The organism is Streptomyces sp. NPDC006655 (assembly GCF_040703965.1).
In the GTDB taxonomy this organism is placed as follows: Bacteria; Actinomycetota; Actinomycetes; order Streptomycetales; family Streptomycetaceae; genus Streptomyces.
In genome coordinates this window covers 1-13284 of sequence record NZ_JBEYJU010000152.1, presented here as the reverse complement: position 1 = coordinate 13284, position 13284 = coordinate 1, and the positions used below count along the sequence as shown (strand labels likewise).

At 68.1% G+C, this 13284-nt stretch carries 11 protein-coding genes; 5 read left to right on the top strand and 6 right to left on the bottom strand.

Annotated features, from left to right (window positions below):
* Positions 1-295 precede the first annotated feature (295 nt).
* Entirely contained in the window at positions 296-886 is a 591-nt protein-coding gene (locus AB0958_RS41975) for a TetR/AcrR family transcriptional regulator (protein WP_366895761.1), read from the bottom strand.
* 85 nt (positions 887-971) lie between these two features.
* Here AB0958_RS41975 and AB0958_RS41970 point away from each other — a divergent pair, with 85 nt between their 5' ends.
* The 3 genes from AB0958_RS41970 (at position 972) to AB0958_RS41960 (ending at position 3946) form a co-directional block, all read left to right on the top strand.
* Entirely contained in the window at positions 972-1922 is a 951-nt protein-coding gene (locus AB0958_RS41970; RefSeq protein WP_366895760.1) for an aldo/keto reductase, read from the top strand.
* 1355 nt (positions 1923-3277) lie between these two features.
* Positions 3278-3400 carry a hypothetical protein gene (locus AB0958_RS41965; RefSeq protein WP_366895759.1) on the top strand — a complete coding sequence of 41 codons (123 nt, stop codon included), beginning with the start codon at positions 3278-3280 and terminating at the stop codon, positions 3398-3400.
* A 144-nt stretch (positions 3401-3544) separates the two neighbouring features.
* Positions 3545-3946, top strand: a complete 402-nt coding sequence (locus AB0958_RS41960; protein WP_366895758.1) for a hypothetical protein — start codon at positions 3545-3547, stop codon at positions 3944-3946.
* A 79-nt stretch (positions 3947-4025) separates the two neighbouring features.
* Here AB0958_RS41960 and AB0958_RS41955 read toward each other — a convergent pair whose 3' ends face one another.
* The 4 genes from AB0958_RS41955 to AB0958_RS41940 form a co-directional block, all read right to left on the bottom strand.
* Positions 4026-5630 (bottom strand): phospholipase D family protein, encoded by a 1605-nt coding sequence (locus AB0958_RS41955; RefSeq protein WP_366895757.1) that lies wholly within the window; start codon positions 5628-5630, stop codon positions 4026-4028.
* Between the two features lie 538 nt (positions 5631-6168).
* Positions 6169-7008 carry an IS5 family transposase gene (locus tag AB0958_RS41950; protein ID WP_366895756.1) on the bottom strand — a complete coding sequence of 280 codons (840 nt, stop codon included), beginning with the start codon at positions 7006-7008 and terminating at the stop codon, positions 6169-6171.
* Between the two features lie 789 nt (positions 7009-7797).
* Positions 7798-8910, bottom strand: coding sequence for an alkene reductase (locus AB0958_RS41945; protein WP_366895754.1), 1113 nt, complete (start codon positions 8908-8910; stop codon positions 7798-7800).
* Between the two features lie 113 nt (positions 8911-9023).
* On the bottom strand, positions 9024-10370 hold the full coding sequence (locus AB0958_RS41940) for an aldehyde dehydrogenase family protein (RefSeq protein ID WP_366895753.1): 1347 nt from the start codon (positions 10368-10370) through the stop codon (positions 9024-9026).
* Positions 10371-10544: 174 nt separating this feature from the next.
* Here AB0958_RS41940 and AB0958_RS41935 point away from each other — a divergent pair, with 174 nt between their 5' ends.
* A complete protein-coding gene (locus tag AB0958_RS41935) occupies positions 10545-11471 on the top strand; it encodes a helix-turn-helix transcriptional regulator (RefSeq protein WP_366895752.1) in 927 nt (308 codons plus the stop codon).
* A 209-nt stretch (positions 11472-11680) separates the two neighbouring features.
* On the opposite strand, the gene AB0958_RS41930 is transcribed toward AB0958_RS41935, so the two are convergent.
* Positions 11681-12289 (bottom strand): TetR/AcrR family transcriptional regulator, encoded by a 609-nt coding sequence (locus AB0958_RS41930; RefSeq protein ID WP_366895751.1) that lies wholly within the window; start codon positions 12287-12289, stop codon positions 11681-11683.
* 88 nt (positions 12290-12377) lie between these two features.
* Between AB0958_RS41930 and AB0958_RS41925 the strand changes: the two genes are divergently transcribed.
* Positions 12378-13097, top strand: a complete 720-nt coding sequence (locus AB0958_RS41925; RefSeq protein ID WP_366895750.1) for an SDR family NAD(P)-dependent oxidoreductase — start codon at positions 12378-12380, stop codon at positions 13095-13097.
* The last annotated feature ends 187 nt before the right edge of the window (positions 13098-13284 follow it).

Below are 13284 nucleotides of genomic sequence, written 5' to 3'. Positions count from 1 at the left end.
GGCACAAGCGAACGTCACCTTCGAGATCCCCAAGGGCGAGGAGCCCGTTGTGAACGTCATGGGCCTGCCCGGCGACGGACACGACGGCAACGTGAAGAGCCGCCAAAACTCGTGCACATCAATCGCTCCATCGATCGCTGACCGCTGCTCAAACTCGTCGACCAACGCTGCCGCTGAACGTGAACGAAGCCACCCGGTCGTGACAGCCCGAGGCTCGTCGACAACCCCGCTACGCCTCCTCTCGCGCGCCCTGGTCCTGGTGAAGGCGGTGACTGGACACCTGGAAAACGGGACGTCATGGCGCAGGTCGCGAGCGCAGCGCATGCATTGCGAGTTCCAGGACACGGTTGGTCTGAGCCTGGTCTTGTGCATGGCTCACGCTGGAGAGCACGCCGTGGAGCATCACCGCGACGTCGTCTGGCTCGATGTCGGAGCGCAGAGTGCCGTCAGCGACGCCGGCGGTGAGCAGTTGCTGTACTGCCCGGGTGATGCGACGGCGGGTGTCTGGCGTGGTGATGAGCTTTGCGCTCAGTCCGATGCGCAGGGTGTCGGCGACGCGCTGCTTCTTGGTGACGAACGCAGCGTAGATGTCGATCCAGGCTCGCAGAGCCTCGTCGGCCGGCCGACCGTTGAGGAGTGCGGCTGCGCTGTCGGTGACGTGGTCGAGTTCGACGCTGTAGACGGCTTCGACCAGGGCTTCCCTTGTGGGGAAGTGCCGATAGAGGGTGGCGATCCCGACTCCGGCGGTACGTGCGATCGCTTCCAGGGAAACCTTCTCGCCCGAGTCCAGGGCGGTGCGGGCGGCAGCAACCAGGCTGGCGCGGTTGCGCAGCCCGTCTGAGCGCGGAGCGGGTTTGCCAGGCGATCCGAGACGATGACTGCCCATCAAGCGGAAGATCCTCCGTTTGGGTGTAGCGTTAAGCGGAGGATCCTCCGCTACATTTCTATCGTCTCACGCTTGGGGCACACCCATGGCCACGGGCCACAACCCTCCTCCCGCAGGCGGCACAGTCGCCGTTGCCGCCCATTCCGTCTCGCGTATCGGATTCGGCGCCATGCAGCTGCGTCGTCTGCGCGACGACCGTGACGCCGCAGTCCGACTGCTGCGCCTTGCCGTCGAACTAGGTGTCAACCACGTCGACACCGCGCAGTTCTACGGCGACGGGTTCGTCAACGAGATCATCCGTGACGCCTACCGACACGCGGACCGTCCCGTCATCATCAGCAAGGTCGGTGGCGACCCCGACCCGACCGGACGCACACCGCTGCGTCTTGCCCAGCGCCCCGAGCAACTGCGGGCCAGTATCGAGGCCAACCTCAAGAGCCTGGGCCTTGACCACCTCCCTGTGATCAACCTCCGGCGCGCGGACACCTATCCCGCACTGCACGAACATCCCGACCAGGTAATCGACATCGAAGACCAGCTCGCCACCCTGACCGCCCTGCGCGATGACGGGAAGATCGGGGCGATCGGCCTGAGTGCCGTGACAGCCGACCTCGTGCACCGCGCTCTGCCGGCCCGAATCGCCTGCGTGCAAAACGCCTACAGCCTGGCCATGCGGAACGACGAGGACCTCCTGGCCCTCTGCGCCAGGGAGGGGATCGCCTGGATGCCGTTCTGCCCTCTCGGCGGCGCCCGACCAGGGATGGCCAAGGTCACGGGCCTTCCCGAGGTGCTGGCCGTCGCCGAACGGCTTGGCGTGTCAGCCTCACAGGTGGGCCTTGCGTGGCTCCTGCACCACGCGCCGAACATCGCCCTGATCCCCGGCACCTCCAACCCTCACCACCTGCGGGCCAACGTCGCCGCAGGGTCGATTCATCTCGACAATGCCTTGATGCGATCGCTGGACCACGCCGGTATTCACTCGGATGCCCACTCTCCGACTGAGTCACTCAGTGACGTTTGCCAGCCGAGGAAATGACCCGCCGCTGAGACAAAGCCGACTGGCCATGCTGCGAGAAGGCCGGAGAAGACGCAGGTCACTGCACCCGCGCCATGACACGAGCCGCGAGATCCTACACCTCTTGCAGGGCCTCAGTTTCCGCTGCATAATCTCAGCGGAAACTGCATATGAACTGCACTTATGCAGCGATTCTGAGACTCGCAGCTCAACGCACTCGTCGATCTGATGGTTCGCGGGGTCCGCCAATTGGCGCTCCACGGGACGGCGACCAGCCTGCCCGGTTCCCGTCCGTATCGCCGGAGGTTCTGCGCTTCATCCATCCGCCCAGCGCTGGCCAGGGAGACGGCCGCCGCCCGCAGGGCTTGGGCGTTTCCGGTCTCGGCGGCCCGCTCGTACGAGGTCGGCACCTCCGCCAGCCGCCCAGCCCTCGCCGGGTGGCTGACCAGCCTGCGTAGGGCACCAGTCTCGTCGGCGCTGGCAGGGGTGGTGCAGAGCGTGACGGCGACGCGGTGGAGACCGCGATCTTGGGCGGCTTCGGCGAGGGACAGGCGCGGTCGGGGCCGGAGACGTGGTCAATGAAGGCGTCCCACACGGCCTCGGGCGTGCGCACGCTTCGGCGTCGTCGGCGGCCGTGTTGTTCGAGATAGTCGGCCAGACGGTAGTGGGGCCCGCCGGTCAGCACCACCAGCTGGCTCACCCCGCCTGCGGCTTCCACGGCGAGGGCACGCAGGCGTGCGTCGTGGTCCCGCTCGACGTATGCCGGCAGGACCGGCAGGCCCGGGGCTTTGCCGGGCAGGTCGATGCTGATCGCGTGGTGCACCTCCGGGGCGAACGGGTCGGTCACATGCTCCAGCGGCATTCCCGACGGGCCCACCATGCGGGCCTTCACCCGCAAGTCAGCGACACGGGAGCCCAGGTTGCCGGCATCCCACCTCGCCCGGCGCACCAGCACCACTGCGACGGCCACGGCCTGCTGAGCGGGCACGCCTGGGTGGCGCCGATGCACCGCCGATGGTGTCCCGCTCCGGCGCTCCGGCCAGCGTGTCGTCCTCACCGATGTCCGCGGCGATCTCGTCCAGTCTCGGACAATCGGCCGCCGTGTAGACCTCGTAGAGCAGGTCCTTCAGCTCCCGCAGCGAGCCCGTTCCGACCACGGCCCGCGCCGGCGACCGCGCGGCCGCCGGATACCGCCACCCTTGTCGCCACTCATCGCACCATCATCACCGCACCTGATCCGGTAGGGGCCCCGACCAGGGCGAGTCCGCAGGCGGCTTGAGGGCCTGTCGCAACTGAACTTGATCTTCATTGAGGCCCGGAGAGTGGAGACAGCCGAATGTTCACCTGCCCACCCGACACACCCGTGGAGGCGCCTCATGCCTGCCCACAGCCTCACCCGCCGCGAACGGCTGACTGTCATCCGCGCCGTCCTCGGTGCCGTCGTGTCCGGGACCGTCCGCGCCCTCACCACCTGGCTCCTGGACCGACTGTCCTCGTAGCCCGGCGATCCGAACGGCGCGCCCCCCGCGCAGTGGTTCCAGGACCGGGCCGAGACGGCACGGCTGGCCGGCCTCCTGTCCGGCGGCGGGACCGTCGTTGACGAATCCGCCCAGCCCTCTCCGGCGGGCGGGGTGCTGGCAGGGGTGGGCGGGGTCGGTGAGACCCAGCTCACCGCAGCTCACGCCCGTACTGCTTGGAGTACGGGCGAGCTGGACGTGCTGGTGTGGGTCACGGCGAGCACCCGCAGCGCGATCGTCGCGGGCCATGCCCCGGCAGGCGCCGAACTCCTGGCCGCCGACGCGAGCGACGCCGAAACGGCCGCAGGGGAGTTCCTGGCCTGGCTGGAACCGAAGCCGGGCAGACGGCGGTGCCGGTGGCTGGTCGTGCTGGACGATATCGGCGACCCCAGCGATGTGAAGGGGCTCTGGCCACCGGCCAGCCCCAGCGGGTTCACGCTGACCACGACCCGGCGTAGGGACACCGCCCTGACCGGCAACGGCCGGCAACGGCCGGCAACTGGTGAGGGTCGGCCCGCTCACCCCTGAGCAAGCCCTGGCGTACCTCACCCATGCCCTGGCCTGGGGTACGCCTGGCTTGTCCCTGCCTGGTTTACCTCCGGGGCTGTCAGTAGGCACCCTGCCGACGCAGGGAGCGTGGTCGGCCGTCGGGATCGGCGACGACACGGTAGAGCGGGTCGGTCAGGGCCCGTGTGATGCGGGACAGATGCGGCGGGTGATAGGTGCGCAGCCGTCCCGACGGTCGTGGACCGTGGCGGCCGCCGTCGTGCCACGCGTCCAGAGCGGCGGCCGAGTCGGCGTAGGCCGCAAAGGCGCGGCCGGGGTCGCAGAGTGCGGCCGCTTCCTCGTCCCCGTCACGGTCAAGGTGTTCGAGATTCAACGACAACCGCAGCTCGCGCGCGAAGACGCGGGCGCCGTCACCCAGGCCGCCGGGGTCCGTCGGTTCGCGGGGGTCGCGGGTCTCGTCGAGGACAGCGCAGTTGAGCTCCGAATCGTGGGTCCAGGAGCGCCGGTTGACGTTGTCGGAACCGACCGAGGCCCAGACGTCATCGATGACACAGACCTTGGCGTGGACGTACACGGGCGTCCCGGCGTGATTCTCCAGGCTGTAGACGGCCACCCGGTCACCGCCGCCCCGTCGCAGGACTTCCAGGGCGCGGATTCGGCCCAGCAGATTCATCGGTGTGCTGATCCGCCCTTCTTGGTCCGGCAGTGGGGGAAGGACGGCGATCATCCGCAGGCCCGGATGATCCGCGAGAGCCTGAGCGAACGGCTGGGCGGCATTCTCTGACCACAAGTACTGGTCCTCCAGGTAGATCAGCCGGCGTGCCCGCCGCAGGGACTTCAGGTAGGCGCGGGCGATGCTGCGTTCACCGTCGGGGGCGAACGGATAGCCCCTGAGGCGGTTCGGGTAGGTGCGCAGGATCTGGACCGTGTGGGAACCTCGGGGGCCCGGGTCGGGTTGCTGTACCGGGAGCGGATCCGCCTGGGTGTCCTCGCCCCGGAGTGCCGCCCGCAGCCGGCTGCGCGGGCTTCGACTGAGCGGAGCCGGGTCCGTCCACCGCTCACGGAACGTGGCCTCGACATCGCCCACGGCGGGCCCACGCACCGCCAGCTGGACGTCATGCCAGGGCGGACGGGAACCGTAGGCATCGGCCATGCGTTGCGCCTGCGGGTCACCTTGATGGACGGCGTCGTCCCGGCGGCTGTGGCACAGATCGATCCCGCCGACGAAGGCGACGTCCCGCTCGGGCCGACCCGGGTGGCGCAGCACCACGAACTTTTGATGGTGCGAGCCACCCGGCCGCACCCGCATGTCGAGCAGGCACTCCCCTCCCGCCTCCTCGATCTCCTCCCCCAGGTGATAGTTCTCCTGTTCGCTGAACTGGAACCGATCCAGGTGCGAGCGCCACACCAGCCCCTTCACGACGACACCCCGGCGTGCGGCGTCGCACAACACGTCGCCGATAGCGCTGTTCGGGCCATCCAGCAGCTCGTCAGGGTCACCCCGCCAGTCCGTGAACATCAATATGTCGCCGGCCCGCTGCGCCCGTACGGCCGCGAGCAGCTCGGCAAAGTACACCGCCCCGTGCACCAGGGGGCGGACGTGGTTGCCCGTGGACCACGCCGCACCGTCAGCATGACGGCGGTCCACCCGCGACGCGGGATTCCCCCGCTGAGCGGGGGTGAGCAGCCAGTCGGCGCGTTCCACGTGGCAGCCCTTCCAGCCGACGGCCCTTGCGGGATCTCCTGGTAGATCCGTTACCCCCTGAGGGCGTGACCACGCGATTCCTGCTCCGCCAGTCCTGCGGATACCTGCCGATCCCCTCGGATCGTGGAGACCTTCCTGTGCAGCGAGCCCCTCACCGGGGCTGGACCCGTAGTCGTGTTCGTAGTCGATCGGGCTCTGAAACTGCCGGTGCCCTACGAAGTACGACGGCATGATCGACGTCACCGTCGAAGCCGTCAGCTGAGACCCAGCCGGAAACCAGCGAGATCAGGGCTGTCCAGCCAGCGGTGTAACTCGGTGGTGTGAGTTGGCGGCGGCCGGCGGAGAGTCGGCCGTCGAAGGCGATGCCGAAAGCCTGCAGGGCGGCCTTCCACCGCATGGTCCAGCGCTTGCGTCCCTGAACGGGGCAACCCTCCGGACTCGCCCACCGCTTCGTCGGCCCTCTCCGCCTCGCACTCGGCGACGTTCACACCCGGGGGCCTTAGAGGGCGTTTGAAGTAGGCAGATTGCCCTTGATGCCCTAGTAAGTACCTCGCCAGGTGGGTGTCGTCTCGTCTGTTATGCGCCTGGCGAGGTTGTCGACCGAGGCGATGTGGATCATGGCTTCGGAGCTGGCGGTGAGGGTCTCGTAGTCGCGGGCGAGACGGCGGTGCATCATGATCCAACCGATACTCCGCTCGACGACCCAGCGTCTTTTCACGACGTGGAAACCGCGGATATCCGGGTCTCTGTTGACGACTTCGACGTCGATTCCGAGGCGGGCGCCGTGCTCGACGACGGCGTTCTTGAAGCCGGTGTCGACCCAACTCTTTGAGATGGTTGGGTACTTCTCCTTCGCCTGGTCGAGGAGGCGGATTCCCAGGGCGTTCTCCGACAGGCCGGCGGCGGTGACGGTCACGGCGAGGATGAGTCCGATCGTGTCGGTGAGGATGCCGCGCTTCCTTCCGACGATCTTCTTCGCCGCATCCGTCCCCTGGCTGGTCAGGGGCACGTTGCTGGAGGTCTTCACGCTCTGGGTATCGATCGCGGATGCGGTCGGCTCAGGCTTGCGTCCCTCCTTCACCCGGGCCAGTCCCGTCAGGTCGTAATTGAGCTGAGCGAAGATCCCTTCGTCCCGCCATGCGGCGTAGTAGGCATAGACGGTGCCATGGTTCGGGAAGTCGTGCGGGAGGTACTTCCAGGGGATTCCCGTGCGGTTCACATAGAGGATCGCGTTGAAGGCGTCCCGTAAATCGACCTTGGCCGGCTGCCCAGTCGGTCTGCGGTCGAGCCGGGCCTTTCTCCAGGCCGTCGACGTCGGCTCGATCAGGGCCCATCGGGCGTCGGACATGTCGCTGGGGTACGGCTTGCGCTCGCTCACGGCGTAGCGTGATCACAGGCGAGCCGGAAGGTCAGGTTCCGCTGCTCAGCAGGCGATTCCAGGGCATCTTCAAACCAGACGAACTTCCAGACACGGAAGCGAACGAAACGGATGACCGACCTCTCGTCACGCAGGAGGTCATACGCGGTCTTCCGGATGAAAGCCCCCGAACAAGGACAGGAACGAGAGCCGCATACAGGGCTTGATCTGCATAAACGCCCCCTTAGAGGGCGGTACGTGACTTGATGTCCGTATTGCCCTATCGGTTGAGGTAGGCAGGCTGCTCGGGGGCCGCCGGGCGGCTATGGCCGCGGCTGGGCGAACCATCCCTGCTCGGTCTCGACCAGGTTGCCGCGCTCGGTCAGCCACTTGAGTTTCAGGCGGGTGTTGTTGATGTTGTTGGGCACGATCTCCATGTCCATCGCCTCGCAGACCTGCCGTGCCCGCAGCGGGGCGTCGGCCGCGGCACACTGACGGATCGGCGAAGGACTCCCTTACGGAAGGCGGACCTGGTAGATGGGTCGCCGCCGGAAAACGGTCATAGGCGTCAGTTGTGGCCGAAGGCCGCCGCGGTGGCCGCGCACGAGAGCGATGTGCTCGACGAGGTCACCGAACGCAGGCTGCCGAGCAGGAACCTGCGGACCGTCAACGCCCTGACGGGTCCGACGGTCGTCGAGCCGGTGATCGCCGGTGTGACCGCGGGCTCGAAGGGGCGGGCACGGTGGCGCCGCTCGGGTGCCTGTCCATGGGTGAGTGAGGTTGCCGCATGGACAGGCGTGACCGTGGGCCTCAGGCCGTTTCGAGGGAGGGGTAGTCGGTGTAGCCCTCGGCGCCCGGCCCGTAGAACAGTTCCGGCCGCGGCTCGTTCTCCGGGTGGCCACCCTGCCAGCGCTCGACCAGGTCGGGGTTGGCGATGAGGGCCCGGCCCACGACCACGGCGTCGGCGTGGCCGGCCTCGATCTGCTGGAGCGCCTGCTCGCGGGTGGTCTGCCCCCCGAAGGGGCCGTTGTTGACGATCAGCTTGCCGTCGAAGCGCCGCCGCAGCTCCTGTACCAGGTCGCCGCCCGGCTCGGTGTGCAGTACGGAGAGGTAGGCCAGGCCCAGCGGGCGCAGTTGGTCCATCAGGGTGCCGTAGGTGGCCAGGACGTCGTCCCGGTCGGTCTCGAAGACGTCCCCGAGGACGACCTCCGGCGAGATCCGCAGCCCGACCCGCTCGGCGCCGACGGTCTGGGCGACCGCCGTGACGACCTCGACGACGAAGCGGGCGCGGTTGTGCGGCGAGCCGCCGTATCCATCGGTGCGCCGGTTGGCCGCCGGGGAGAGGAACTGGTGGAGCAGGTAGCCGTTGGCGCCGTGGATTTCCACACCGTCCGCTCCCGCCTCGATGGCCCGGCGGGCCGCGGTGACGAAGTCCTCCAGGGCTGCACGGATCTCTGCGGTGGTCATCGCTTCCGGTACGGGATAGGGCTGCTCGCCCTTCTCGGTGAACGTCTTGCTGTCGATGGCGATCGCACTGGGGGCGAGGATGCGGCGGCCGCCGTTGATGTCGGGGTGGGTGCCGCGGCCGGCGTGCATGATCTGCAGGACGATGCGGCCGCCCTCGGCGTGCACCGCCTCGAACACCCGCTGCCAGCCGGCCGCCTGCTCGTCGGTGGCGATGCCCGGCTCACCGACATACCCCTGCGACGCGTGGTCGGGGTAGGTGCCCTCGGTGATGATCATTCCGACGCTCGCCCGCTGCCGGTAGTACTCGACCATCAGGTCCCCGGGGATGCCGGAGGAACCGGCCCGGACCCGGGTCAGCGGTGCCATGACGACGCGGTTGGCGAGCTCGATCTTCCCGAGAGAGACGGGGGAGAAAAGTGACGGGACGGGCGAAACTTCTGAAGTGTTGGCAGGCATGGGTTTCTTTCTTTCTGCAACAGGGAGGGAAACGGGATGAGGGTCAGCGGCGCAGGGGGTCCACGCTGTCCCGGCGGATCGGAGTGTGGGTGGTGTCGGCAGAACGCGCGAGGCTAGCTGAGTGGGACGTCCGCGACGGCCTTGAGGTGGCTGAACGTCTCGAGGGAGTACCGGCCGTGGTAGCGGCCCATGCCGCTTTCGCCGACGCCGCCGAACGGCAGGCCGGTCATGAGCAGTTGCATCACCGGCTGGCCCCAGGCGACGCCGCCGGAGGACGTCTCGTTCACCAGGCGCGACTTGGTGGCCTCGGAGGCGGTGAAGGCGTAGAGGGCGAGGGGCTTGTCGCGTTCGTTGATGAAGGCGATGGCGGCGTCGAGGTCGTCGACCTCGACGACGGCGAGGATCGGACCGAAGATCTCCTCCTGCATGACCGGCGAGGCGGGGTCGACATCGGTGAGCACGGTGGGTGCGATGAACAGGTCGTCGCGGTCGTGCTGGCCTCCCACCGCCGCCCTGCCGGAGTCCAGCAGACGCGTGAGCCGGTCGAAGTGCCGCTCGTTGATGATCCGGCCGAAGCCGGCCGCGGTCTGCGGGCTGGTACCGAACTGGGCGTCGACAGCCGCGCGCAGGGCGGGGACCAGGGCGGCGGCGGTGGCAGGATCGGCCAGCACGTAGTCGGGGGCTACGCACTGCTGGCCCGCGTTGCCGAACTTGGCGCCCACCAGCCGCTTCGCGGTCTCCTCCACGTCCGCATCGGGCGCCACGAAGACCGGTGACTTGCCTCCGAGTTCGAGCGTGACGGGGGTGAGGTTCTTGGCGGCTGCGGCCATGACGATCCGGCCGACCGTGCCGTTGCCGGTGTAGAAGATGTGGTCGAAACGCTGTGCCAGGAGGGCCGTGGTCTCCTCGGCGCCCCCCTCGACCACGGTGAGCACGTCAGGGTCGAAGTACTCACGCAGGAGGCGTGAGGCGACCGCCGAGGTGTGCACCGAGATCTCGCTCGGCTTGGCCACCACCGTGTTCCCGGCGGCCAGGGCGCCGATGATGGGGTCGATGAGAAGGTGCAGCGGGAAATTCCACGGAGCGATCACCAGGACCACCCCGAGCGGGTCGTACGTGGTGTAGGCGGTTGTCGTGGGGCCGAAGTGGGCGGGAACCTCCACCGGGCGGGGCTGAAGCCAGCTCTCGAGATTCGCCAGCGTCTCGTCGATGTCGGCGACGGTGAAGTCGATCTCCTGCGTCTTCGCCTCGGCGGGGTTCTTCCTCAGATCCTTCCAGAGCGCTTCGATCAGCTCCTGCTCGTTCTCGACCAGCAGGGCCCGCAGCCGCTGCAGCTGGTCGACGCGCCAGTCCAGTCCGCGGGTGACGCCGGTGGTGAACGTCGCCCGCAGGCGGCCGACCACCTCCGCGGCCGTTTCGCTCTGGTGGGTTCTCGACTCGGTCGCCTGTGTTGCGGTCATGGGGTGTGCTCCATTCTTGATGCACGTCACGCCCCGGCTGCCTTCCAGCCGGGCACAGGGGCCAGCGTGCTGGACGATCCGGCATTCACCCAGGTCACGGCTTTGTGTACATCCGCTGTGCCTACCACTGACTGGTGCAGGCTGGTGTGCGTCCGACCGTGGATACTCGGAGGCATGGACGAATACCCCGAACCGGTGCACGAGAGCACCGACGGCGCTCTGGACCCGCGTGCCGAGCTCAGTGAGTTCTTGCGCACCCGGCGGGCCCGGCTGAAGCCGGAGGACGTGGGCCTGCCGGACTTCGGGCGGCACCGGCGGGTGCCGGGGCTGCGCCGCGAGGAGCTGGCGCAGCTGGCCGGGGTGTCGGTGGGGTACTACACGCGCCTGGAGCAGGGCAACGGCCGGCACGTGTCGGCGGAGGTCCTCGAGGCAATCGCCCGCGCGCTCAGGCTGAGCGACGCCGAGCACGCCCACCTCACACACCTGGCGAAGCCGAAACAGCACAAGAAGAAGCCGGCCGGCCGCACCCAGCAGGTGCGGGTCCCCCTGCGGACGCTGCTGGACACCATGGAAGGCGGCCCGGCGATCCTCGTGGGACGGCGCTCGGACATACTCGCCTGGAACCGGATGGCCGCGGCGGTCTTCGGCGACTGGGCCGAGCTGCCCGCGCACGAGCGGAACTGGGCGCGGCTGGTGTTCCTCAGGCCCGAGTACCGCGACCTGTTCGTGGACTGGGAGCAAAAAGCGAACGACGTCGTCTCTCAGCTGCGCATGGACGCCGGCTCCCATCCCAACGACCCCCGGCTGTCCGCGCTCGTGGGCGAACTCTCCGTGAAGAGCGAGGAGTTCAGGCGGCTGTGGGCCGCCCACGACGTCAAGGACAAGTGCCACGGCATCCAGCGCCTGCACCACCCGCTCGTCGGCGAACTCGATCTCCGCCTCGAGTCGTTCCACCTGGCCGACGACCACGAACAGACACTGGCGACGTACCACGCCGAACCCGACTCCCCGTCCGCGGAGGCACTACGACTGCTGGCCAGCTGGGGCTCCGACGCGACAAGGACGGGAGCCGGAATGCCGCCGGCACGCACGGCTCGATGAACAGTTGATCATCGGTAGTTGACTGCGCGCCTCGGCCCCGGCACGCGCCGTCTCGCCAGCCCCCGTCGCAGCGTCGGCATCCCGCGCCCCCTCGGAACCGCCCGCTGCCGCCGCACCCGCTGCTCCTCCGCCCGTCGCGCCAGTCACACCGGCCTCGCGCGAACCACGGAAAACCGAGTACGTGCGCAGATCCCGGGCTGACTGGCTGACTACGGCTTGGGCCAGCTGCCCAGCGCGAGGTTCGCGACTTGCAGCAGCTCAGGGCGGGAACTACCACTCGCGGCCTGGACGGCGATCCCATTGGCGACTGTTCTCAGGTAGAGCGCGAGAAGATGAGGATCTGTGGAAGGCGGAAGGTCGCCGGCGTCCACCGCCTGTTGAAACCGGCGCGTCAAGTGGGCTATCCCGTCCTCACGCCATGCGATGAGTGCGTCTCGGACCGGGCGGCTCTCATCCCCGGTGGCCAACGCGCCCTGCACGCCAAGACAGCCCGTGGGCAGTCCCGGCATGGTTGCCGCCTCGACCGTCCCGTGGAGCACGGCAGCAGCCACTGCTGCACTTGTGGGCTCTGCCAGAGCTCGGCCGAAGTAGGCGGTCAAGCCCTCGGTGTACCGCTCCAGCGCCTTGTAGAAGAGGTCTTCTTTGCTGCCGAACGCCCTGTACAGGCCGGGGCGGCTGATACCCATCGCCTCGGTGAGGTCGTCAAGGCTGGCGCCCTCGAAACCCTTTGACCAGAACACCAGGACTGCACGATCCAGTGCCTCGTCGATGTCGAACGCGCGGGGCCTGCCAGGTGGGACCGGTGTCGGCGAGGTCATTTCTTCATCCTACTCCTTCGGTACCGATCGATACGGAAGTGCTAGAGTATTTCGTACCGATCGATACGCTATACAGAGAGGTGACATCGTGTCACAGACGGTACTCATTACTGGCGGAACCTCAGGCATCGGCCTGAGCCTCGCGCAGTCCTTCGTGGAGCTCGGGGCGTCTGTCGTCGTGTGCGGACGCTCGCAGGCTGCACTTGACCGATTCGCGCAGGCACACCCGCAGGCGCTGGCCGTGCGGGCCGATGTGACGGACGCAGCCGACCGGGCAGCGTTGCTGCAAGCAGTCGCTGATCGCTTCGGGCGTCTGGACGTGCTGATCAACAACGCCGGTACGTTCGAGGAACGAGACTATGCAGCCGGCAAGAACCCCAATGCGACTCTCGATGCCGAGGTGGCGCTGAACCTCACCGCCCCCATCCACTTGACGGGTGAAGTGCTCGAGCGATGGCCATCACCCGACGCGATCGTATTCATCACCTCGGGGTTCGCTCTGGTCTCGCCCACTCGCGCGCCTACCCACGGCGCGGTGAAGGCCGGCCTGCACGGCTTTGCGGACGGCTTGCGCCGTCAACTCGCCCCGCAGGACACCCATGTCCTCGAGGTCCTCCCACCGTCCACGGACACGCCCATGAACGCCGAAGCCACGGGGAAGAAGCTGGCTCCCGCACAGGTAGCGGCGGTCACGATGAAGGCTCTTCGGGGACGGCGGAACATGGCATTCCCCGGTCAGACGAAAGTCATGCCCGCCATGCTGCGCATCGCGCCGGGCACACTACGACGCGTCGTCGCCGGGCTCTGACCCCAGAGAAATCCTTCCCCGGCAACACCTCACCGAGTGGGCCGAGTGGGCTCCCGTCTCCCCCGAAGCCGAAGGCAAGCAGCCGATTCGGCCTAGTGCTGGATTCCGCTTTCGGTGGGTATAGCTGCTGGTAGCGGGGCGGTTGCGGGTACTCGGGGGCGGGTGCTGGGTCATGGTGCTGAGGGCA

Coding starts and splice junctions, on each gene's coding strand:
- AB0958_RS41940 (WP_366895753.1), bottom strand. CDS start 10,370: ATGACCGCAACACAGGCGACCGAGTCGAGAACCCACCAGAGCGAAACG.
- AB0958_RS41945 (WP_366895754.1), bottom strand. CDS start 8,910: ATGCCTGCCAACACTTCAGAAGTTTCGCCCGTCCCGTCACTTTTCTCC.
- AB0958_RS41935 (WP_366895752.1), top strand. CDS start 10,545: ATGGACGAATACCCCGAACCGGTGCACGAGAGCACCGACGGCGCTCTG.
- AB0958_RS41930 (WP_366895751.1), bottom strand. CDS start 12,289: ATGACCTCGCCGACACCGGTCCCACCTGGCAGGCCCCGCGCGTTCGAC.
- AB0958_RS41970 (WP_366895760.1), top strand. CDS start 972: ATGGCCACGGGCCACAACCCTCCTCCCGCAGGCGGCACAGTCGCCGTT.
- AB0958_RS41975 (WP_366895761.1), bottom strand. CDS start 886: ATGGGCAGTCATCGTCTCGGATCGCCTGGCAAACCCGCTCCGCGCTCA.
- AB0958_RS41965 (WP_366895759.1), top strand. CDS start 3,278: ATGCCTGCCCACAGCCTCACCCGCCGCGAACGGCTGACTGTCATCCGC.